General features: G+C 74.9%; 19 protein-coding genes and 1 riboswitch. Of the genes, 8 read left to right on the plus strand and 11 right to left on the minus strand.

All coding sequences use genetic code 11. The annotated features are described in order from the left end of the window. Positions 1 to 265: 265 nt before the first annotated feature. On the plus strand, positions 266 to 2344 hold the full coding sequence (locus JEK78_RS16580; RefSeq protein ID WP_242483106.1) for a bifunctional glycosyltransferase 87/phosphatase PAP2 family protein: 2079 nt from the start codon (positions 266 to 268) through the stop codon (positions 2342 to 2344). Between the two features lie 117 nt (positions 2345 to 2461). Here the strand turns inward: JEK78_RS16580 and JEK78_RS16585 are convergent, their stop codons facing one another. Further along, entirely contained in the window at positions 2462 to 3718 is a 1257-nt protein-coding gene (locus JEK78_RS16585; RefSeq protein ID WP_200260135.1) for a cytochrome P450, read from the minus strand. Positions 3719 to 4136: 418 nt separating this feature from the next. Between JEK78_RS16585 and JEK78_RS16590 the strand changes: the two genes are divergently transcribed. Further along, positions 4137 to 5306, plus strand: a complete 1170-nt coding sequence (locus JEK78_RS16590; protein WP_200260138.1) for a steroid 3-ketoacyl-CoA thiolase — start codon at positions 4137 to 4139, stop codon at positions 5304 to 5306. A 22-nt stretch (positions 5307 to 5328) separates the two neighbouring features. Here the strand turns inward: JEK78_RS16590 and JEK78_RS16595 are convergent, their stop codons facing one another. Next, positions 5329 to 5505, minus strand: coding sequence for a hypothetical protein (locus JEK78_RS16595; RefSeq protein WP_200260141.1), 177 nt, complete (start codon positions 5503 to 5505; stop codon positions 5329 to 5331). A 419-nt stretch (positions 5506 to 5924) separates the two neighbouring features. Between JEK78_RS16595 and JEK78_RS16600 the strand changes: the two genes are divergently transcribed. Then, positions 5925 to 6101 (plus strand): hypothetical protein, encoded by a 177-nt coding sequence (locus JEK78_RS16600; RefSeq protein ID WP_200260144.1) that lies wholly within the window; start codon positions 5925 to 5927, stop codon positions 6099 to 6101. Positions 6102 to 6191: 90 nt separating this feature from the next. On the opposite strand, the gene JEK78_RS16605 is transcribed toward JEK78_RS16600, so the two are convergent. From JEK78_RS16605 to JEK78_RS16630, 6 genes are all read right to left on the minus strand, one after another. Beyond that, entirely contained in the window at positions 6192 to 6605 is a 414-nt protein-coding gene (locus JEK78_RS16605) for a transglycosylase SLT domain-containing protein (RefSeq protein ID WP_200260146.1), read from the minus strand. A 277-nt stretch (positions 6606 to 6882) separates the two neighbouring features. Beyond that, positions 6883 to 7725 carry an ECF transporter S component gene (locus JEK78_RS16610; protein ID WP_242483107.1) on the minus strand — a complete coding sequence of 281 codons (843 nt, stop codon included), beginning with the start codon at positions 7723 to 7725 and terminating at the stop codon, positions 6883 to 6885. Further along, on the minus strand, positions 7722 to 9554 hold the full coding sequence (locus JEK78_RS16615; RefSeq protein WP_200260152.1) for an ABC transporter ATP-binding protein: 1833 nt from the start codon (positions 9552 to 9554) through the stop codon (positions 7722 to 7724). The genes JEK78_RS16610 and JEK78_RS16615 overlap by 4 nt, the downstream gene beginning before the upstream one ends. Next, positions 9551 to 10711: an energy-coupling factor transporter transmembrane component T gene (locus tag JEK78_RS16620; protein ID WP_200260155.1), complete on the minus strand. Its 1161-nt coding sequence runs from the start codon at positions 10709 to 10711 to the stop codon at positions 9551 to 9553. The genes JEK78_RS16615 and JEK78_RS16620 overlap by 4 nt, the downstream gene beginning before the upstream one ends. Before the next feature lie 8 nt (positions 10712 to 10719). After that, on the minus strand, positions 10720 to 11388 hold the full coding sequence (locus JEK78_RS16625; protein ID WP_200260158.1) for an SCO2322 family protein: 669 nt from the start codon (positions 11386 to 11388) through the stop codon (positions 10720 to 10722). Continuing rightward, positions 11385 to 12617, minus strand: coding sequence for a prenyltransferase/squalene oxidase repeat-containing protein (locus tag JEK78_RS16630; RefSeq protein WP_200260160.1), 1233 nt, complete (start codon positions 12615 to 12617; stop codon positions 11385 to 11387). Before JEK78_RS16630 ends, JEK78_RS16625 begins: the two co-directional genes overlap by 4 nt. A gap of 136 nt (positions 12618 to 12753) precedes the next feature. Next, positions 12754 to 12850, minus strand: a riboswitch (cobalamin riboswitch). Between the two features lie 340 nt (positions 12851 to 13190). Between JEK78_RS16630 and JEK78_RS16635 the strand changes: the two genes are divergently transcribed. Both JEK78_RS16635 and JEK78_RS16640 read left to right on the plus strand, forming a co-directional pair. Further along, positions 13191 to 14699: an aldehyde dehydrogenase gene (locus tag JEK78_RS16635; RefSeq protein WP_200260163.1), complete on the plus strand. Its 1509-nt coding sequence runs from the start codon at positions 13191 to 13193 to the stop codon at positions 14697 to 14699. After that, positions 14696 to 14965, plus strand: a complete 270-nt coding sequence (locus JEK78_RS16640) for a ferredoxin (RefSeq protein ID WP_200260166.1) — start codon at positions 14696 to 14698, stop codon at positions 14963 to 14965. Before JEK78_RS16635 ends, JEK78_RS16640 begins: the two co-directional genes overlap by 4 nt. Here JEK78_RS16640 and JEK78_RS16645 read toward each other — a convergent pair. Beyond that, entirely contained in the window at positions 14962 to 15705 is a 744-nt protein-coding gene (locus JEK78_RS16645) for a TetR family transcriptional regulator (RefSeq protein WP_200260169.1), read from the minus strand. The genes JEK78_RS16640 and JEK78_RS16645 overlap by 4 nt on opposite strands. 122 nt (positions 15706 to 15827) lie before the next feature. On the opposite strand from JEK78_RS16645, the gene JEK78_RS16650 reads away from it, so the two are divergent. Genes JEK78_RS16650 through JEK78_RS16660 form a run of 3 tightly spaced genes read left to right on the plus strand, consistent with a single transcriptional unit; the run spans position 15828 to position 19128 of the window. Then, the gene (locus tag JEK78_RS16650; RefSeq protein WP_200260172.1) at positions 15828 to 17333 is read left to right on the plus strand and encodes a glycosyltransferase family 4 protein; all 1506 of its coding nucleotides are present in this window, start codon (positions 15828 to 15830) and stop codon (positions 17331 to 17333) included. Beyond that, positions 17327 to 18061 carry a class I SAM-dependent methyltransferase gene (locus JEK78_RS16655; RefSeq protein ID WP_200260175.1) on the plus strand — a complete coding sequence of 245 codons (735 nt, stop codon included), beginning with the start codon at positions 17327 to 17329 and terminating at the stop codon, positions 18059 to 18061. Before JEK78_RS16650 ends, JEK78_RS16655 begins: the two co-directional genes overlap by 7 nt. Next, complete coding sequence (locus tag JEK78_RS16660; RefSeq protein WP_200260178.1) at positions 18058 to 19128, plus strand: prenyltransferase/squalene oxidase repeat-containing protein; 1071 nt, start codon at positions 18058 to 18060, stop codon at positions 19126 to 19128. The genes JEK78_RS16655 and JEK78_RS16660 overlap by 4 nt, the downstream gene beginning before the upstream one ends. 29 nt (positions 19129 to 19157) lie before the next feature. On the opposite strand, the gene JEK78_RS16665 is transcribed toward JEK78_RS16660, so the two are convergent. Both JEK78_RS16665 and JEK78_RS16670 read right to left on the minus strand, forming a co-directional pair. Next, the gene (locus JEK78_RS16665) at positions 19158 to 20177 is read right to left on the minus strand and encodes an LLM class F420-dependent oxidoreductase (RefSeq protein WP_200264216.1); all 1020 of its coding nucleotides are present in this window, start codon (positions 20175 to 20177) and stop codon (positions 19158 to 19160) included. A gap of 97 nt (positions 20178 to 20274) precedes the next feature. Further along, positions 20275 to 21075 (minus strand): hypothetical protein, encoded by an 801-nt coding sequence (locus tag JEK78_RS16670; RefSeq protein ID WP_200260180.1) that lies wholly within the window; start codon positions 21073 to 21075, stop codon positions 20275 to 20277. Positions 21076 to 21098: the final 23 nt, after the last annotated feature.

Below are 21098 nucleotides of genomic sequence, written 5' to 3' on the forward strand. Positions count from 1 at the left end.
CGCCTGAAAGGGGAGACCCGCCGCGACGCGTGGCGGGAATCGGACGGTGTCGGGGACGAACGCCTACCACGTCGGCTCGGGACGGCGTCCCGAGCCGACGTCCGGCCGCGAGGCGTGCCGGGGGGTCGCCCTCGTCGCCGACCGGCGCCTGTCGCCCCATAGAGTTCGCCGAGGACACCCCCCGAGCACGGGGTGGCACCACGCGGGTCGAGCGTGGGACGAGCGGGGCGGAGGCCGACGGGGCGTGGCGAACGCGGAGCACAGGGTGGGATCGACGGGCGGCCTCGGGGGCCGGGACGCGATCACGGACTCCGGTGGGGGAGCCGGCGCGCGTCCGAAGGCGGTCCGGTCGGCTCTCTGGCTGGTGGTGGCCTGCTTCACGGCGGCGATGGTGGCCCTGGGGGGTAGGCACGGCGTGCCGCTCGCCGGTGTCCCCTGGCTCGACCCGGCGGGCATCGAGGGCACACCCTTCGCCCGGCTGTCGCTCGGGCCGTTCGGCGGGCTTGCCGAGCACGCCCCCGGTCCGGTCCGGCTTCTCGTGACGCTGCCGCTTCTCGTGGCGCTCGCCCTGGTCGCCGCGCGGGCCCTGCCGCGCCCGATCGGTCGGCGGACCGCGCTGTACGCGGGCCCCGTCGCCGTGGCCCTGGTGACGCTCTCCCAGCCGGTGCGCGAGGCCCCGTGGCTCGGCCCGGCCGGAGTACTCCCCGTCCTGCTCGTTCTGCTGGGCTGTCTCGTCGTCCCCGGCGGGTGGGCGGGGGGTGTGCTCGTGGGGTCGGCGGCGGCCCTCCAACCGGCGGTGTTGCCGTTCGCCGCGCTGATGTGGCTCACCGGTCGCCGTCGGGCGGCGACCGCCACCTGCGGGACGTTCGCCGCGGCCACCGCGCTGGCCTGGGCGGTGAACCCGACCGGTTCGTCCGCCTACTGGCTGGGGCACCCGGCGGGTTCCGGGACCGTCGCCGCCCTGGCCGACCGGTCCTCGTACCTCGCGTCGCCGTGGTCCGGTCTGTCCGGGCCCGTCGAGATCGGGCTCTTCCTCGCGGTCGGCGCGGGGGTCTTGGCCCTGGGCCTGCGCCGCGCCGTCCGCTACGCCCACGACGGGCAGCCGCTGCTCGCGATGGCCGTGACCGGCTGCGCCGCGATGGTCGTCTCGCCCGTCACCTGGCCGCACCAGTCGCTGTGGCTGCTCCTGGCCGTCGTGGGGCGGGTCGGGCGGCGGACCTCCGACCGCCGTGTCTGGCCGGTCGCCGTCGTCCTCGTCGTGACGCTGCCCGCGTCCATGCTGCTGCCCAACGTGGCCGTTCTGCACCCGCTGCGGGACAACCTGGTTCCGCTCGTGGCCCTCGCCGCCGCCTGTCTCGTGCCGTTCCTCCCCCGCGGTTCCCCGTACTTCGCGTCGCCGATCCCGACGAGCCGGGCCGCTGCCGGCCCGTCCGGCCCGCGCGGCGGTCCCGCGCCGGCGTTCCTCCGCCGGGTGACGACCCGCCCCAACCTCCTGCTGGAGTTGCTGCTCATCCGTGTCACCTACGCCGCCTACTCGCAGGTGCGCCTGGCGGTCGGGGGCGACGCGGCGGAGGGGCGGGAGCGGGCGGAGGCGCACGGCCGGCAGATCCTCGACCTGGAGCGCGCGCTCGGCATCGACATCGAGTACGCGGTCAACCACGCGGTGGTGGGCGTCGACCCGCTCCGGCACTTCTTCGACTTCTACTACACCTCCTTCCACTTCGTGGTGCCGCTGGCGCTGCTCGGCGTCCTGTACGTCCGACGGCCCGTCGACTACCGGTGGGCGCGCACCACGCTGGGCCTCACCACCCTGTCCGCCCTGATGGGCTTCTGGCTGTATCCGCTGGCTCCGCCGCGGTTGATGCCCACGCTCGGCATCGTCGACACCGTGCACGGCGTACAGGATTTCTCGCGGCCCGACTACGGCGGCCTCACCGAGCTGACGAACCAGTACGCGGCCATGCCGTCGCTGCACTTCGGCTGGTCGCTGTGGTGCGGGGTGGTGGTCGCGGTGGTCGTCCGCAGACGCGCTCTGGCACTGCTGGGTCTGGCTCACCCGCTCTTCACGCTGGCGGCGATCGTGACGACCGGCAACCACTGGGTGCTGGACGCGGTGGGCGGCGCCGCGGTGGTGGGCGTCGGGTTCCTCCTGACGCGTCTCCTCCAGGGTCCGCGGACCGGACCCGAGAGCGCGGACGACGGGGCGGGCGGTACCGCCCGGGTACCGGCACAGGGGCGAGCGGGCCCCGACACGGTGGACGGGGCCCGGCCGGCCGTCCCCGTCGGGTCGGCGGCCTCGACCGACTCCGGGCCGGAGCCCGCCCGGGGCGGGCCGCGGGGATGACGGCTCCCGCGGACCGGAGAGACATGGCGTCCTCGCCGGCGGAAGAGACCCGCCCGGACCGCGCGCTCCACCCGTTCCGGGCTCCCTCGGCGGCGGGTGGCGGAGGGGCCGCCGGGTTCAGGCGGGGGGCGTCGCCCCGTCCGGGCGACTCACCCGCAACTCCTTCACCCCGTTGATCCAGGCTGAACGGAGCCGACGTGGCTCCGCGACGGGGCGGAGGTCGGGCATGACGTCCGCGACGGCCTCGAAGACGAGGTCGATCTCCAGCACGGCCAGCGACTTGCCCAGGCAGTAGTGCGGGCCTCCGCCGCCGAAGCCGAGGTGCGGGTTGGGGTCACGGGTGATGTCGAAGGTCTCGGGTGCGTCGAACACCTCGGGATCATGGTTGGCCGAGGCGTAGAAGAGCCCGACCCGGTCGCCCTCCGCGACGCGTCTGCCGCCCAGTTCCGTGTCCCGGGTCGCGGTGCGTTGGAAGGCGGAGACGGGGGTGGCCCAGCGCACGATCTCCTCGGCCGCGGTGGTCGGGCGCTCCCGCTTGTAGAGATCCCACTGGTCGGGGTGGGTGAGGAAGGCGTGCATGCCGTGGGTGATGGCGTTGCGCGTGGTCTCGTTGCCCGCGACGGCCAGGAGCAGGACGAAGAATCCGAACTCGTCCGCGCCCAGGTTCCCCTCGTCCTCCGCGGCCACCAGCCGGGTGACGATGTCCCGCGCCGGGCGGAGCTTGCGCTCGGCGGCCATGGCGGTGGCGTAGCCGAGGATCTCGGTGGCGGCCTCGGCGGCCACCTCCTCGGTGACGGCGTACTCCGGATCGTCGTAGGCGATCATCCGGTTCGACCAGTCGAAGATCCGGGAGCGGTCCTCCTGCGGCACGCCGACGAGTTCCGCGATGGCCTGGAGCGGCAGTTCGCAGGCGACGCGGGTGACGAAGTCGAACGGCCCCGGCCGGGCCGCCGCGTCCGCGACGATCGAGCGGGCGCGGGCACGCAGACGGTCCGCGAGGTCGCGGACGGCTCGGGGGGTGAAGCCGCGCTGCACGATCTTCCGGACGCGGGTGTGTTCCGGCGGGTCCATGTTGAGCATGATCAGGCGCTGGGCGTCGATGGCCGACCGGTCGATGTGTTCGTTGAAGCGGATGATGGCCGTGTTGCGCGACGAGGAGAACAACTCCGGGTGGGTGGAGACGTACTTGACGTCCGCGTGTCGGGTCACCGCCCAGTAGCCGGTGTCCAGGAAGCCGGCGACCCCCGCCGGCTGCTCGATCCAGCGCACCGGGTCGCTGCGACGCAGAGCGGCGAACTCGGGCAGGGGGACGCGGCGACCGAGGAGTTCGGGGTCGGTGAAGTCGAACCCCTCGGGCAGCGCTGGACAGGACATGGGCCCCTCCCCGCATCAGATCTGACAGAGCGTCAGATATGCAACGTAGCGAGCCGACACCGCACGGGCAAGAGGCGCGACCCGGTCGAATCGCGTGCACGACCCTTGCGGGAGCGGGGTCGACGTCAGCAGACTGCGAAACGACCGCACCACGTATCAGTGCCGCGTCCGGCACCGCCCGCCCGGCTCCGACCCCCGGTGCCGCACCCCGCCACACCGGCCACGCCCCGAACACGTCCCACGTCGGGCGTGTGCCCGCCGGCCGGTGGCGCGCGCCCGGCGTCGTCCGTCCGCGCGGGCACCGCTCGACGCGGCGCCGGCTCCCCGGCGCCGGTGCCGCGACCGCCCCGGCTCCGGGGAGCCCCGGGTGCACCGGGGCCCTCCGGCCCCCCCTCGGATCTCCGGAGAGGACCGCCCCATGGCCGCCGAACCCGTGATCGTCGAAGCCGTACGGACCCCCATCGGCCGGCGCGGCGGCGTGCTCGCCGATCTGCATCCCGCCCGTCTCCTGGCCGGGACGTATCGGGAACTCCTCGACCGCGCGGGCATCCCCGCCGACTGCGTCGAGCAGGTCGTCGCCGGCACCGTGACCCACGCGGGCGAGCAGTCCATGAACCCCGCGCGCACCGCCTGGCTGGCCGCCGGCCTGCCCTACGAGACCGCCGCGACGACCGTCGACTGCCAATGCGGCTCCTCTCAGCAGGCCGCACACCTGGTGGCCAACATGGTGGCGGCCGGGGTGATCGACGTGGGTGTCAGTTGCGGCGTCGAGTCCATGACACGGGTGCCGCTCGGTTCGGGGTCCAAGCACGGGCCGGGCCGGCCCTTCCCGGACGAGTGGAGCGTCGACCTGCCGAACCAGTTCGAGGCGGCGGAGCGGATCGCCCGGCACCGAGGGCTGACCCGCCGGGACGTCGACGCGTTGGGCCTGCTCTCCCAGGAGCGCGCGGCCCGGGCCTGGGCGGAGGAGCGCTTCAAGCGCGAGACCTTCGCGGTGCAGGTTCCCACGTCCGAGGAGGAGCAGACGGCCGGTGCGGGCAGGTGGCGCCTGGTCGACCGGGACGAGGGGCCGCGGGACACCTCGTTGGAGGCGCTGGCCGGTCTCCAGGCCGTGATGCCCGGAGCCGTGCACACGGCCGGCAACTCCTCGCAGATCAGTGACGGGGCCGCGGCCCTCATGTGGGCCTCCGAACGCATGGCCAGGGCGCTGGGGCTGCGGCCCCGGGCCAGGATCGTGGCCCAGGCGCTGGTCGGCGCCGATCCGCACTTCCACCTGGACGGGCCCGTCGACGCCACCCGGGCGGTGCTGGGGAAAGCCGGTATGACCCTCGGGGACATCGATGTCGTGGAGATCAACGAGGCGTTCGCCTCGGTGGTGTTGAGCTGGGCGCGCGTCTTCGACCGGGACCTGGAGCGCGTGAACGTCAACGGGGGCGCGATAGCGCTGGGGCATCCGGTGGGGGCGACCGGCGCGCGTCTGCTCACCACGGCCCTGCACGAACTGGAGCGCTCCGAGAAGGAGCTCGCCCTGGTGACCATGTGCGCGGGCGGGGCATTGGCCACCGGCACCATCCTCCAGCGCCTCTGAGCGAGGGGCTCTCGGGCCGAGGTCAGCCGACGGCGGCGTAGACGATGGCGGTGACGTGGAGCGTGAGGAGAGCGCCGACCGCGATGCCCGCGGGAGTCGCGGTGACGGGCTTCGTGCCCGTCGGTCGGAAGACGCCGGTGTCCTCTTCGTGGAGGTCGGTCGACATGTCGACGCGGTCCTGGAGTTCGGTGTCGTACATCACGTTTCTCCCACTCCTGCGGGCTCCGGGCCTTGGCCACCACCCTGCGGCCCTCGACCCCCGAGGGCACCCCCCGAATGGCTCCTCGGGCGGGCTACACGGCCTCCACCCGAAGGGGCCGGCGGGAGCCGAGCCGCAGGAGGGGGAGGGCCCGCGGCCGTGTCGCCCAGGACCGTCGGGGACCTCCTCCCGCCGGCGAGACCGCCGGTCGGGGCGAGGACGGGTTCGGCTCGCCCATCGCGTGAGCGTCGTATCCCACGGTTCCGGCACGTCGGCCGAGCCGAGGGGCGACGTAAGCCTCGTTCCACCGATGGGAGGGCACGTCGTCGTCCTCGGTGCGGTCCCCTCGGGGGGTCGCACGGCCTCGGCTCACCTGCGACTGTCATCGCAGGTGAGCCGCACCGATCCGGGAGACGACGATGACCTCGTGCACGATCGACATGACCGACCCCGAGTTCGTCCGACTGGACGAGAGTGACAAGGGCGCGATCTGGCCGCGAGGCCATGCCGTCGTGGCCGCCAGTGCCTTGGGTCTCGCCATCTACGCCACGCTCCACGTGGTGGGGATCGGGCTCGCGTCCCCTGTGTCGAGATGACGACGACGGGAAGGCCGCGCCGGCGCGACGGCGACCCCGGTTAGCGGGTGGTGTCGCCTCCGCGCCGGGGCGCGCCGAGTGGTCCGTCGGTCAGTACCAGCCGTTGGCCTGCCAGAAGCTCCAGGCGTCGCAGGCGCTGCCGTAGCGGTCCTTCATGTAGTCCACGCCCCACTTGATCTGGGTCGCGGCGTTGGTCTGCCAGTCGGAGCCCGCCGAGGCCATCTTCGAGCCCGGCAGAGCCTGGACCAGTCCGTAGGCGCCGCTGGAGGGGTTGGTCGCGGTGAGGTTCCAGTTGCTCTCGTGCTGCACGATGTTCGAGAAGCACGTGTACTCGGCCTGGTCGCCGATCATCTGCTTGGCGGTCGCCTGGGCCGAGGCCGCGGACGTCGCCGCCTGGGCGGGGGTGGCGGCTATCAGGGTGCCGCACGTGGCGACGGCCAGCGCGGCGCCGGTCATCGCCTTCTTGGGAGTGGCGACACGGCGGAGGAGGGAGGCGGCGGACAAGGTGGAACCCTTTCGTCGGGGACGGGGAAGCGGGCGCGCGGGGGGCGCGCCGGCGCCGCGGTCCGGGGAACGTCGGCACCTGTTGGCCGGTCCAGGGAAACAGCACGCCTCGGAAGCCCGCAATCACCCCTTTCTCTAACCCTGTTCGTATTGGGCTGATTGACCGGTACGTGGTGAAGTGCCCTTCCTGGCTGGTCGAGGACGTGTCGAGGAGGGGTGGCGGCGGCCCGCGTGCTACGACCCGAGTTCGTACGTGATCCGCGTCACGTGCGCTTCCTCACCTCGGGTCGGCCTCGAAGGACACCGGGGCCTCGAAGGCCGCCCTTCGGGTGGCCCGTCGCAGAGCGCGGAGCAGGGGGGCGCCGAGGGTCAGTGTGAGGACGACCGTGACGACCGCCCGGCCCAGGTCCCAGCCCATGGAGGTGGCCAGGCAGTAGGCGGTGAACCGCGCCAGGTTGGCGGTGACCGGGGCGTCCGGGGCGAAGGCGATGTTCGACGCCAGGGCGTCCAGGAACGGCCAGCCCTGGAGGTTCATCACCGTGCCGTAGGCGAAGGCGGCCAGGAAGCCGTACCCGGCCAGCGTCAGCAGCTCCGCCCGCCCCCGGAGCCGGTCCGGGAACGGCAGCAGTCCCGCGCCCAGGGTGAACCAGCCCATGGCGGTCATCTGGAACGGCAACCACGGCCCCACCCCGCCGGTCAGCAGGGCGGAGGCGAACATCGTGACCGAACCGAGCACGAAGCCGAACCCGGGACCGAGCACCCGGCCGCTGAGGACCATCAGGAAGAACATGGGCTCCAGGCCCGCCGTGCCGGCGCCCAGCGGGCGAAGCGCCGCCCCCGTCGCGGCCAACACGCCCAGGGTCGCCACGGCCTTGGGGCCCAGGCCCGACTCCGAGATCGTCGCCGTCGCCACCGCGACCAGCAGCACCAGCAACCCCGCGAACAACCAGGGCGCGTCCTGGGCGTGCGCGCTGACCAGCGAGGACGGCGGGGCGAGGAAGGGCCAGCCGACGCCGGCCACGCCGACGGCGCTCACCAGGGCGAGCGCCGTGGCCGAGCGGGGCCCGAGACGGACCGCGCGGGCCCGTGGCCGGGACGTCGACGGATGCGATGCGGTCACGACAGCACCTCGCGAACCTGGGAGACCGTCAGCCATCCCAGCGGCGCCAGGATCTTGGCGACCTGCGGCGCGAACGACGGCGAGGCCACCGCCACGTCCGCCGTCGGGCCGTCGGCGATCACCTCGCCCTGGGCGAGCAGGACGACCCGGTGGGCCAGTTCCACGGCGAGTTCCACGTCGTGCGTGGCGAGGACGATGGCGTGTCCGTCGGCGGCCAACCCCCGCAGGATCGTGGTGAGCCTTGACTTCGCCGCGTAGTCCAGGCCCCGGGTCGGTTCGTCCAGCAGCAGCAGGGGCGGGCGGGCGGTCAGAACCACCGCCAGGGCGAGGGTCAGCCGACCGCCCTCGGAGAGGTCCCGGGGATGGGCGTCGTCCGCCACGCCGGGCAGCAACCGCGTGAGCAGCGTCCGGCAGGTGCCGGCGGTCGCTCCCGCGTCCGCGTCGGCCGCCGCGCACTCGGCGGCGACGGTGTCGGCGTACAGCAGGTCGCGCGGCTCCTGGGGGACCAGGCCGACCCGGCGCACCAGATCGCGGGGGCGCGCGCGGTGCGGGACCGTCCCGGAGACCCGGACGGTCCCGGAGGAGGGCGCGACGAGGCCGGCGAGGGCGGCGAGCAGGGTCGACTTGCCCGCGCCGTTGCGCCCCATCAGCGCGACCGTCTCGCCGGCGGACACGGACAGGTCGACGCCGCGCAGCACCTCCGGCCCGCCGTGTCGGACGCGGACCGCGCGCGCGTCGGCGGCCGGACCCTCGACTGTGCCGGGTTCCGCCGCGTGTCGGCGGAGCCCGCGGGGGCTCCCCCCGGCGTCCTCGCGAGGGCGCCGCCGTGCCCACCGGGGCCGTCCGGTCCCGCCGGTCCGCGACGCTCCTCGGGGCGCTTCCGCCCCCGGAGGCGGGGCCTGGTCCCGATCGTCGCGTCGGCCGGCGGCCCCCGCGGTCCGCCGGTCCGCGCCGCCGGGGGCGGACGGCTTCCCGCCGACGGGCGCGGTGCTCGTCGGCCCGTCCGGGGCCGCGGTCGCCAGGCGCTCCCGCAGCGGTGCCGCCCGGCGGCGGGCGTCGCGGATCGTCAGCGGCAGCGGGGACCAGCCGGCGAGGCGGCCCAGGTCCACCACCGGGGGGCGCACCGGCGAGACGGCCATCACCTCTGCGGGCGGGCCCACGACCGCGGCCGCGCCCGGGCCCGGGAGCAGGACGACCCGGTCGGCGTACTGCACGACGCGTTCCAGTCGGTGCTCCGCCATCAGCACCGTCGTGCCGAGGTCGTGCACCAGTCGTTGCAGCACCGCCAGCACCTCCTCGGCCGCGACCGGGTCCAGTGCCGACGTCGGCTCGTCCAGGACCAGTACCGCGGGGTGCGGGGTGAGGACCGAACCGATCGCGACCCGCTGCCGCTGGCCGCCGGACAGCGTGCCGATCGGACGGTCGCGCAGTTCGGCCAGGCCCAGCAGGTCGAGCGTCTCCTCCACCCGGCGCCGCATCACCTCCGGCGGCAGCCCCAACGACTCCATCCCGTAGGCCAGTTCCTCCTCCACCGTGTCCGTCACGAAGTGGGCGACGGGGTCCTGGCCCACCACGCCGACCAGATCGGCGAGGTCGCGCGGCCTGTGGGTGCGGGTGTCGCGCCCGGCCACCGTGACCCGGCCGCCCAGTGTCCCGCCGGTGAAGTGCGGCACCAGGCCGGCGACCGCGCCCAGCAGTGTGGACTTGCCCACCCCCGACGGGCCGATCAGCAGGGCGAGTTCGCCCTCCGGTACGGACAGGTCGATGTCGCGGACGGTGGGTTCGTCCGCTCCGTCGTACGTCACCCGGACGTGCTCGAAGCGGATCAAGGGGACTCCTCGGAGGACGGCGGTGCGGGGGTGAGCGGGAGCGGCAGAAGACCGAGGAGGATCGCCGCGGCCGGCCACAACGGGAGGGTGGGCGCGACCAGCGGCACCACACCGGGCGCCAGCGCCGCCGGGTCCCGCGTGGCGGCCAGGGCCAGCAGGGGGGCGACGACCGCCCCCGACGCGGCGACGGCCCAGGCCCTGGCGTCCCAGGCGTCGGGGCGGTAGCGGGTGCGGGGCGAGCGTCTGCCGCCCAGCCGGAGCCCGGCCAGGGCGGCGACCAGCCCGACGATCAGGACGGGCGGCCCGTAGGTGCCGCCGGACGCCGTCAGCAGGCCGTAGGTGCCCACGCAGACGCCCAACAGGCCGCACAGCGTCAGCGCCGCGGTGGTGCGACGCACCCGCTCGGACACGTACGCCGTCCGGCCGAAGCCTCGGGCGTCCATCGCGGCCGCCAGCGCGACGGATCGTTCCAGGGCGCCCTCCAGCACCGGCATGCCGACCTGGAGCACGCCGCGCACCCCCCGGTCGGGACGCCCGCGGAGCCTGCGGGCCGCGCGCAGCCTGCGCACGTCGGCGATCAGATGCGGGGCGAAGGTGAGTGCGACGACGACGGCCACCCCGACCTCGTAGAGGGCGCCCGGCAGCGATTTCAGGAGGCGGGAGGGATGGGCGAGCGCGTTGGCGGCCCCCACGCAGACGAGTAGTGCGGCCAGGCGCAGGGCCTCGTAGCAGGCGAAGACGAGACCCTCGGCCGTGACCCGCCCGCCGAGCCGGATGCCCTGGGCCCACTCCGGGAGCGGGATCTCGGGGAGGGTGACCAGGACGTGGTCTCCGGGCACGGCCGAGCCGAAGACCACCGTGAAGACGAGCCGAATGGCGATCACCACCAGGGCGAGCCGGACGAAGGCGCCGTAGGAGCGGGCCCACGGGGCGTCCGGCCGGCGGGCGGTCACCACCACGGCCGAGACCGCCACGAGGAGCGCGAGGAGCAGCGGGTTGGTGGTGCGGGTCGCGGCGACACCCAGGCCGAGAGCCCACAGCCACCACGCCCCCGGATGGACCGGGGCGCGGCCGGAGCGGGGTCCGGTCGAGGGTGCCGGTCGCGCCGGCCGCGCCGTCCGACCGGCGGGGCCGGCGGGCCGGGGGGTGTCGGGCATCGGGGTTCCTACCGGGGTCCGCGTCGTCGGGCCTGCCACACCGCGACCCCGCCGAGCGCGGCGACCCCCGCCAGGCCCGCGAGGAGGCCCGCCGAGGGGCCCCCGTCGCCGGCCGGGTCGTCCGTCTCCCGCCCCGACCCGGACGCGGAGTCCGCCTGTTCGCCGCCGACCGACACCGGCTCGCCGCACCCCTTGTGCGGATAGCCGGCGATGGCGCACAGCAGCGCGGACGAGTCGTACCGGAGCGGGCCCGCGACGGCGGCCAGGGCGTCCGCCGTCGTCGCCTCGGGCGCCACCCGGGCGCACGCGGCGCGCGGCTCCGGCGGGGTCTCGCCGTCCGGCGCGTCGGAGGCCGTGCCGAAGTCGAGGACGAGGGCCACCCGTTTGGTGCCGTCCGTCGCCGGGGTCCCGGCGCAGACGGCGGCGAAGTCGCTCACGCCGCGCGGGCGGGCCGCGTCCGAGGAGTCCTCGCTCACCGCGAAGCGGAAGCCCTGGACGGAGCCGTCGTCGGGTCGGGCGAGGGAGGGCCCCTGGGTCGCGTAGACCCAGGCGCCGCCGTCGTGCTCCCAGAAGGACCAGTAGCGGTACCCGGCCGCCCCCGCCTGCCCCGCGCCGACCAGGACGGCGCAGACCGACAGGAGCGCGGTCAGGAGCGGGAGCGCGACGCGCCGGGTCACGGACGCCGCTTCCGCAGGCGTCCGCCGATCAGGAGCCCCACGCCGACGACGGCGACGAGGCAGAGTCCGATCGACCACCAGACGCCGAGGCCGGAGGAGTCGCTCCCCCCGGAGGCCTGGTCGTCGGCCTCGCCCGCCGCCGCGTCGCTCGTGGTGTCCGCGCCGTCCGCGAGGGGCTCCGGGCCCGTCGCGTTCAGTCGGGCCACCAAATCGACGCCACCGAAGTCGCGCGGATCGCCGCCGGCGGCGTGCGCGGCGAGGATCAACTGGGCCCAGGCGGCCGGCCCCGACTCGGCGGCCCAGTCCGGCCCGTCCTCCCGGAGCCGGCGCAGCGGTTCCTCGGCCAGCGCCGCGCCTCCCTGGGCGGCGAGCGCGACCACCGCGTCGGCGGTGTTGCCGTAGTCGGGTCGCGGCTCGGCACCGCCGAGCGCCGACATCAGGACTCCTTCCTCGGCGGTCTCCTCCAGGAGGTGGGCGGCGCCGTTCGCGGCGATCCGCTCCCGGGTGGGCTCGCCGTCCTCGCAGCCGGGCTCCGAGGCCTCGGCGCCGGGCTCCGCCACGAGCGTGCCCCCGAGGGCCCCGAGGACCCCGGCCGCCGTGGCGTCGGCGTTGGGCACCGGCTCGCCGTCCTGGTCGGGGAAGCCGAACGCGCCCCGGGTGTCGCCGCCGCAGGGCAGGGCCGACGCGGTGAGGGCGTCGTAGGGGGAGTGGCCGGCGCGGACGACCTGGTCCGGGTCGTGGCCGGTGACGGTCAGCGCGCCGATCACCAGGGAGGTGGAGTTCGGCTCGCTCGCCGACTCCGGGGTGTAGCCCCAGCCGCCGTCGGCGTTCTGCGCCGCCCGCAGCCAGTCCACGGCCCGGGCGGTGGCCTCCTCGTGACCGCCGAGGGCGGTCAGTGCCTGGACCGCCGCGGCCGTGCTGTTGGTGTCGACCGGGACGTCCGCGTCGCAGTCGGCGTCGGTGTCCGCGCGGAAGGAGGGGAACGCGCCGTCCTGGCACTGCGTCCCGGTCAGCCACCCCACGGCGCTCTCGGCGGGACGCACCCCGGCGGCGTCCTGGGCCAGGAGAGCCAGGGACTGGCGCCACACGCCGTCGTACTGGGGGTCCGATGTGCCGTACAGGCCGTCGGGCGCCGACGGGGAGGGGTCGGCGGCGAGCGCGGCGGGGGCGGTCGCGCCGAGCACGGCTATCGCTGCCAGGGCCGCGACGGCGCGGCGGCGGATCGTCATGGGAGGCGGGTGCCTTTCGCTGCGGGGGATCCGGGCAGCGGGGGCGGCGGGCCCCGGCGGCTCGGCTCCGTATTCCTCGACGGTGCCCGTGCCGCGGCGGACGCCGGGCACGTGAGCCGGTCACGATCCCGACCGGGGCGTTCCGGCTCGCCGCCGCGACCGGCCGGCGGGGCGCCGGCGGGGCTGGGGCGGCTCACGGTTGCGGGTCAGCGCCGGAATCGCACCGGCTTCCCCCCGTACGGGCGTGATGACGACGCCGACACTCTACCCGGCGCCCCGGGACCGGCCCCAGGGGCGAGCCGTCCGCCCCGGTGGCGCGCCCGGCCCCGGGCGCGCGGTCCGCCCGCCGGCGGAGCCGGGCCGTGCAGCCGCCGAACGCGGGGCAGACGCGGCCGGGGAGAGTGTGAGGCGTGCGGGGCGTCCTTCCCGGGAGGGCCCCCACCCGCGACCGTTGCCGCCCGGGTCGGCCGCTGGTATGAGTGCTGATGGTGCGTCAGGCAGCGTCCGGCGCCGGTCGTCGACGGCCGGGCCGACCGCGGACACGGACGGGATGCGGCTCCGGGAGGCGACGGCATGACCGAGCGCGGGGAACGGCTTGTGGAACACCGGAAGTTGTTCGTCGGCGGGGCCTGGGTCGATCCGGTGGGCCAGGACGTCGTCGACGTGGTGGGGCCGCACACCGAGGAGGTCGTCGGGCGGGTGCCGCACGCCGGCCCCGGCGACGTGGACCGGGCCGTCGCCGCCGCGCGTCGCGCCTTCGACGAGGGCCCCTGGCCCCGCGCGGCCCTCGCCGAGCGGATCGAGGTCGTGGCCCGGATCCGGGACGGCCTGGCGGCCCGCCACGAGGAGATCGCCCGCCTGATCTCCACGCAGAACGGTTCCCCCTACTCCTGGAGCGTGCTCGCCCAGGCGCTGGGCGCGGTCATGGTGTGGGACGCGGCGATCACCGTGGCGCGGGGCTTCCGCCACGAGGAGGACCGCGCCGGCATGCTGGGGCCGCTCCTGATCCGGCGCGAGCCGGTGGGTGTCGTGGCGGCGGTGGTGCCGTGGAACGTCCCGCAGTTCACCGCGGCGGCCAAGCTGGCCCCGGCGCTGCTGGCGGGCTGCGCGGTCGTGCTCAAGCCGGCGCCGGAGTCGCCGCTGGACGCGTTTTTGCTGGCGGACGTCGCGCGGGAGGCCGGGGTGCCCGAGGGGGTGCTCTCGATCCTGCCGGCGGGCCGCGAGACCGGGGAGTACCTGGTGGGGCACCCGGGCGTGGAAATGGTCTCGTTCACCGGATCGCCGGCCGCCGGCCGACGCGTGATGGCGGTCGCGGCCCGCAATCTCGCCCGCGTCACCTTGGAGTTGGGCGGAAAGTCCGCGGCCGTGGTGCTGCCGGACGCGGACCTCGACCGGGCGGTCGCGGGGATCGTGCCGGCGGCGTGGATGAACAACGGGCAGGCGTGCGTGGCGCAGACGCGGGTCCTGCTGCCCCGCTGCCGATACGAGGAGTTCGCCGAGGCCTTCGCCGCCGCCGCCGGGGACCTGGTGGTGGGCGACCCGCTGGACCCCGCGACGCAGGTCGGCCCGCTCGTCGCCCGACGGCAGCAGCTCCGCAGCCTGGACTACATCCGGATCGGCCGGGAGGAGGGCGCCCACGTCCTGGTCGGCGGTGGCCGACCCGCCGGCCTCGACCGCGGCTGGTACGTCGAGCCGACCCTGTTCGGCGAGGTGGGCAACGACATGAGGATCGCCCGGGAGGAGATCTTCGGGCCGGTGGTCTGCCTCGTCCCCTACGGAGACGAGGAGGAGGCGGTACGGATCGCCGACGACTCCGAATACGGCCTGAGCGGCAGCGTGTGGACGGCCGACGTCGAGCGGGGCGTCGAGGTCGCCCGCCGGGTCCGCACGGGGACCTACTCGGTGAACACCTTCGGCCTGGACGTGTTCGGGCCCTTCGGCGGCTACAAGAACTCCGGCCTGGGACGGGAGTTCGGCCCCGAGGGGTACGGCGAGTACCTGGAGCACAAGATGATCCACCTGCCGGCGGGCCACCCGGCGGCCCCCGCCCCCGCCACCGACCCGGCGGGCGGGGCGGAGTGAGCGGGGCGGGCGAGGCGCCCCGTCCGAACGGAGCCGGCGACCGATGGCGGGTCGAGGTCGACGCGACCGCGTGCGTGGGGTCCGCGCAGTGCGTGCACCACGCCGCCCACGCCTTCCACCTGGACCCCTTCCGCCGGTCGCGACCGGTCGCCGAGGAGACGGAGGCCGAGGAGGCGGTGTTCGCCGCCGCCGAGTACTGCCCGGTCGAGGCGATCACGCTGACCCACGCCGAGACCGGCGAACCCGTCTATCCCCCGGATGCCTAGCCGGCGGGGGCGGCGCCCCCCTGTCCGGCGTCGCGAGAGCCCGCAGGGGGCGCGGACGCCCGGCGCGGCTCAGGCCCGGTCAGGTCGATCAGCCGGGACACCGTCTCGATGTCCACCCTGACCTGGGCGATGGAAGCCCGTCCGGACAGCCAGGTCACCAGCGCCGAATGCCAGGTGTGCTCGATGACCCGGACCGCCGAGAGCTGCTCCGGGCTCGCCTGCTCGCCGCCGCCCACCGCGTCCAGGATGATCGCGGTCGTCTGCCGCGACACCTGGTCGACCTCGGGCGAGACGCTGCGGTCGGCGAAGGTGAGCGCCCTGACCATGGCGTCCGCCAGGTGGGGTTCGCGTTGCAGGGCGCGGAAGGCGCGCATCAACGTTCGCGCCACCCGCTCGCCCGCGGTGTCCCCGGTGGGGGGTTGCCGGCGCAGGGTGCCGTGGAGTCGCTCCAATTGGTCCTGCATCACGGCGACCAACAGATGGATCTTGGAGGGGAAGTACCGGTAGAGGGTCCCGAGGGCCACCTGGGAGGACTCCGCCACCTCGCGCATCTGCACGGCGTCGAAACCGCCCCGACAGGCGAGACGGGCACCGGCTTGCAGGATGCGTCGTCGACGCGCCTCCTGACGCTCGGTGAGCGCCGGACCCGCGGCGACGGTGTCGATGCGCGCCCTGGTCAACTTGGTCAAGGGGGTCACCCCGTTCGCCTTGGTCGCCGTGGCGCGAATCACCTGATCCATTGGCCACAGCGTCCCTACCTGCCGGTAGATTCAGAGCCTCGGAACGATCAACTCTGAAACTTGTTCTAGATTACCGTCCCGGCGTAGTCTCGCGGGACACCGCAGGCAGAAGGGGGCCCAGAGTGACCGCTGAGGCCAGTCAAGCGGGCCCTCGCACAGGCCGGGCCGCGGACGGCGAGCGACCGCTCCGCATCGCCCTCCTCACCTACAAGGGGAACCCGTTCTGCGGCGGCCAAGGCGTCTACGTCCGTCACCTCTCCCGCGAACTCGCCCGCCTCGGCCACCGGGTCGAGGTGATCGGCGCCCAGCCCTACCCCGTCCTCGACGCGCTCGACCTCCCCGAGGACGCCCCGGGGCGAGAACCCCCGCCCCACGGCACGCCGCGCGGGCCCCGGCTGACCGAACTGCCCAGCCTCGACCTGTACCGGGCCTCCGACCCCTTCCGCACCCCGGGAATCGCCGAGTACCGGGACTGGATCGACGCCGTCGAGGTCGGCACGATGTGGACCGGCGGCTTCCCCGAGCCGCTGACCTTCTCCCTGCGCGCCCGCCGCCATCTACGCTCCCGCCGAGGCGACTTCGACGTCGTCCACGACAACCAGACGCTCGGCTACGGGCTCCTCGGCGACCTCGGCGCGCCCCTCGTCACCACCGTGCACCACCCCATCACCGTCGACCGACGACTGGAGTTGGACGCCGCCGAGGGCTTCCGGCGCCGCTGCTCCGTGCGCCGCTGGTACGCCTTTACCCGGATGCAGAAGCGCGTCGCCCGCCGGCTGCCGTCCGTCCTCACCGTCTCCGGCAGCTCCCGGCAGGAGATCGTCGACGATCTCGGGGTCCGCCCGGACCGCGTGCACGTCGTCCACATCGGCGCCGACACCGACTTGTTCTCCCCCGACCCGTCCGTGCCCCGCGTGCCGGGCCGGATCGTGACCACCTCCAGCGCCGATGTCCCGCTCAAGGGACTGGTCTTCCTGGTCGAGGCGCTGGCCTCGGTGCGCGCCGAACGGCCCGAGGCGCATCTCGTGGTCGTCGGCAAACGACCCGAGGAGGGGCCCGTCGCCCGGGCGATCACCCGCCGCGGACTCGGGCGCGCCGTCGAGTTCGTCAAGGGCGTATCCGACGCCGAGCTGGTAGACCTGGTGCGTTCGGCCGAGGTCGCGTGCGTGCCGTCCCTGTACGAGGGGTTCTCCCTGCCCGCGGCGGAGGCCATGGCGACCGGCACACCCCTGCTGGCCACGACCGGCGGCGCCGTCCCCGAGGTCGCCGGGACGGACGGCGAGACCTGCCTCGCGGTGCCGCCGGGCGACAGTGACGCCTTGGCAGCCGGGCTGTCGCGGCTGCTGGGCGACCGGACGCTGCGGGAACGTCTCGGCGCGGCGGGACGCGAACGGGTCCTTCGCCACTTCACCTGGGCGAGTGCCGCGCGGGGGACGGTGGCCCGCTACCGCGAGGCCATCGCCGCCGCGACCGGCGAGGGAGGCACCGTCACCCCGGTCGCGGCGCCCGCGCCCACCGAAGGGTCGGGCGCCTCCCCGGCGGGGCCCGCCGGGCCACCCGCCCCCTCCGCGGGGCCGTCCCCGTCCGTGTCCGCGGCACCCGATCGTGAAAGCAGGGCCACGTGCTGACCGTCGACTTCTCCCGGTTCCCGCTCGCCGCCGGGGACCGCGTCCTGGACCTCGGCTGCGGAGCCGGCCGGCACGCCTTCGAGTGCTATCGGCGGGGCGCGCGGGTGGTGGCCCTGGATCGGAACGCCGAGGAGATCCGCGAGGTCGCGACCTGGTTCGAGGCCATGCGCGAGGCCGGGGAGGCCCCCGAGGGCGCGACCGCCGCGGCCATGGAGGGCGACGCCCTGGCCCTGCCCTTCCCCGACGAGTCTTTCGACGTCGTCATCATCTCCGAGGTGATGGAGCACATCCCCGACGACAAGGGCGTGCTGGCCGAGATGGTGCGGGTGCTCCGGCCCGGCGGCCGGATCGCCGTGACCGTGCCCCGCTACGGCCCGGAGAAGGTGTGCTGGGCGCTGTCCGACGCCTACCACGAGGTCGAGGGCGGCCACATCCGCATCTACCGCGCCGACGACCTGCTCGCCCGGATGCGCGAGGCGGGCCTGCGTCCCTACGGCACCCACCACGCCCATGCCCTGCATTCCCCGTACTGGTGGCTGAAGTGCGCGTTCGGCGTGGACAACGACAAGGCGTTGCCGGTGCGCGCCTACCACAAGCTCCTCGTCTGGGACATCATGAGGAAGCCGCTGGCGACCAGGACGGCGGAGCGGGCGCTCAACCCGCTGATCGGCAAGAGCTTCGTGGCCTATGCGACCAAGCCCCACCTGCCCGAGGCGGAAGCCGCGTGACGACTCCACGGACGGAACACCTGGTCCTGCCCGGGGTCCTGACCGCCGGACAGGCCGCCGCGACGGTGCGCGGCATCCTGGCCGTCCAGCGCGAGGACGGCGCCATCCCCTGGTTCCGAGGTCATCACCTCGACCCCTGGGACCACGTCGAGGCTGCGATGGCCCTGGACGCGGCCGGCGAACACGGGCCGGCCGAGCGCGCCTACACCTGGCTGGCCCGGCACCAGCGACCCGACGGCTCCTGGTACGCCGCCTACGCCGACGGCGACCCCTCCGACGTCGTCGACCGGGGCCGGGAGACCAACTTCGTCGCCTACGTCGCGGTCGGTGTCTGGCACCACCACCTCGCCACCGGCGACGACGCGTTCCTGGACCGGATGTGGCCCACCGTGCGCGCCGCCGTCGAGTTCGTCCTGCGCTTGCAGCGGCCCGGCGGGCAGATCGGCTGGCGGCGCGACGACGACGGCACACCGGCCTCGGAGGCGTTGCTGACCGGCAGTTCCTCTGTCCACCAGGCCCTGCGCTGCGCGCTGGCCATCGCCGAGCACCTGGAGGAGCCGCAGCCCGACTGGGAGTTGGCCGTGGGAGCGCTGCGACACGCCATTCGGCGCCACCCGGAGCGCTTCCTGGACAAGGGCCGCTACTCGATGGACTGGTACTACCCGGTGCTGGGCGGCGCGCTCACCGGGGCGGAGGCCGCGGATCGCCTCGCCCGGGAGTGGGACCGCTTCGTGGTCCCCGGTCTCGGCGTGCGGTGCGTGGTCCCCAACCCGTGGGTCACCGGCGGCGAGTCCGCCGAACTCGCCCTGGCGTTGTGGGCGACGGGCGAGGCCGACCGCGCCCTGGAGATCCTGAAGTCCATCCGGCACCTGCGGGACGAGGACAGCGGGCTCTATTGGACCGGCTACGTCTTCGACGACGACGCCGTCTGGCCCAGGGAGTTGACGACCTGGACGGCCGGGTCCGTCCTGCTGGCCGTGGCCGCCCTCGGCGGTCACGAGGCCACGTGTCGCGTCTTCGGCGGCGAGGAACTGCCCAGGGGGCTCGACCCGGACTGCTGTCGCTGACGCCGCCCGGCGGCACCGACCGCCGCGGTTCAGTCGTTCAACTCCGCCAGCGTCCGCAGCGTCCTCCGGTCCGGTGCCACCGCGAGCAGGTCGGTCACCGGCACCGGGCCCGAACGCCACGCCTGGAGCCGTTCGGCGATCCGCTCCCGGGGACCGACCAGCGAGATCTCGTCCGCGAAGGAGTCCGGGACCGCCCGCACCGCCTCCTCGCGTCGACCGGCCGCGAACGCCTCCCGCACTCGCGCCGCCGCCTCCTCCTGGCCCATGCGCGCCATCAGCTCGGCGTGGAAGTTGCGGGAGGCGTGGCCCATCCCGCCGACGTAGAAGCCCAGCATCGCCTTCACCGGCAGCAGCCCCTCGGTCACGTCCTCGCAGACCCGAACCTGGACCAGCGGCGCCACCCGGAACCCCGCCGGTGCCGCCGCCAGCGCTTCGCCGTGGAGCGCGGCGGCCCGCGTGGGCGACCAGTACAGCGGAAGCCACCCGTCCGCGATCCGCGCGGTCTGCGCCACGTTCCGCGGCCCCTCGGCCCCGAGGAACACCGGCACGTCGGCGCGCAGGGGGTGGGTGATGGACCGCAGGGCCCTGCCTCGCCCGGTGGCGTCCGGTCCGTCGTAGGGGAGCGGGTGGTAGCGGCCGGTCCGCGACACCGGCCCGGTGCGCCGCAGGACCCGGCGCACCACGTCGACGTACTCCCGGGTGGCCGTCAACGGCGAGGCCGGGAAGGGGCGTCCGTACCAGCCCTCGACCACCTGCGGTCCCGACAGGCCGAGGCCGAGCAGCAGCCGTCCGCCGGAGAGATGGTCGAGGGTGAGGGCGGCCATGGCGGTGGCGGTCGGGGACCGTGCCGCCATCTGCGCCACCGCCGTCCCGAGGCGGACGCGCCGTGTGTGGGCGGCGATCCAGGTGAGCGTGGTGAAGGCGTCCGAGCCCCAGGCCTCGGCCGTCCACACCGAGTCGTAGCCGAGTCGCTCGGCCTCCCGGGCCAGGGGGATGTGGTTCGGGTCGGGGCCGCGTCCCCAGTAGCCGAGCGCCAGTCCGAGTCGCACACCGCCCTCCTGACGTTCCATCAGACAATTGGGGGTGCGACTGTACGACGCCGGCCCCCCGCCCGGAAGGGGCGAGGGGCCGGACCGCGGGTGAGGTTCAGCCGCGCTGGATGCCGGAGGTGTCCTGCAACACGCCGCGGCGGCCGTCCTGGGTCTGCGCCACCAGCGCGGAACCACGCTGGTCGACGGCGAGGTACCAGGTGCCCGGGGCGAGTTCGGCGATCGGCGACGGCGTTCCGTCCTCGGCGAACAGCGGGCGGTGGACCGGAACGGCGAACCAGAAGGGCGCGAACCCCTGTGCCGGCCGCGGAGCCGACCCGGACTGCCCCTCGGGCGAGCGGTCCCGACCGTCCGAGCCGCCCCCGTAGGGCTGCTGCTCCGCCTCCGGGTAGCCGTAGCCGCTCTGCGACGGCCCCTGCGGGTGCGGCTGCGTGACGGGGCGCGACGCCGGCACGAGGGGAGCGGTGAGCGCGGGGACCAGCGGGGTGGCGACGGCCGCCCCTGCCATGATCACGGTGGCGACGAAAGCCAACATCAGGCCGGCGCCCACCCCCGGGTCGGTGCCGGTGACGTTGTCCATACCGCTGCCGGGGTCCAGGACGTTGCCCAGTCCGCTCAACGCGGCGAAGACCGTCAGGGCGGTCCCGAACTGCCCGACGTCGAGCCCGGCGACCTTGCGGGAGCGCGCCGGCCCCCGGCTCGCCGACACCAGGGCGGCTCCGGCGAGACCCGGGACGACGACGCCGAACAGGACCGGGCCGCTGGCCCACAGGGTGGGCATCTCGACGGCGGGGGGGAACCTGTCGGCCGCGTAGAGGCCGAGGAACGACGCGATCAAGAGCAACACCGCTGCTCCGATCACCGCGCCGTCGCCTCTCGTGAGGGAGCGGATGTTCACTACGGATCCTTTTCCGGTCGTCG

The sequence above is a fragment of the Streptomyces sp. HSG2 genome, assembly GCF_016598575.1.
In the GTDB taxonomy this organism is placed as follows: Bacteria; Actinomycetota; Actinomycetes; order Streptomycetales; family Streptomycetaceae; genus Streptomyces.

Bases quoted from the DNA above. Each gene is read 5' to 3' on its own strand.
- JEK78_RS16590 (WP_200260138.1), top strand. From the start codon at position 4,137: ATGGCCGCCGAACCCGTGATCGTCGAAGCCGTACGGACCCCCATCGGC.
- JEK78_RS16600 (WP_200260144.1), top strand. From the start codon at position 5,925: ATGACCTCGTGCACGATCGACATGACCGACCCCGAGTTCGTCCGACTG.
- JEK78_RS16595 (WP_200260141.1), bottom strand. From the start codon at position 5,505: ATGTACGACACCGAACTCCAGGACCGCGTCGACATGTCGACCGACCTC.
- JEK78_RS16585 (WP_200260135.1), bottom strand. From the start codon at position 3,718: ATGTCCTGTCCAGCGCTGCCCGAGGGGTTCGACTTCACCGACCCCGAA.
- JEK78_RS16645 (WP_200260169.1), bottom strand. From the start codon at position 15,705: ATGGATCAGGTGATTCGCGCCACGGCGACCAAGGCGAACGGGGTGACC.
- JEK78_RS16630 (WP_200260160.1), bottom strand. From the start codon at position 12,617: ATGACGATCCGCCGCCGCGCCGTCGCGGCCCTGGCAGCGATAGCCGTG.
- JEK78_RS16635 (WP_200260163.1), top strand. From the start codon at position 13,191: ATGACCGAGCGCGGGGAACGGCTTGTGGAACACCGGAAGTTGTTCGTC.
- JEK78_RS16620 (WP_200260155.1), bottom strand. From the start codon at position 10,711: ATGCCCGACACCCCCCGGCCCGCCGGCCCCGCCGGTCGGACGGCGCGG.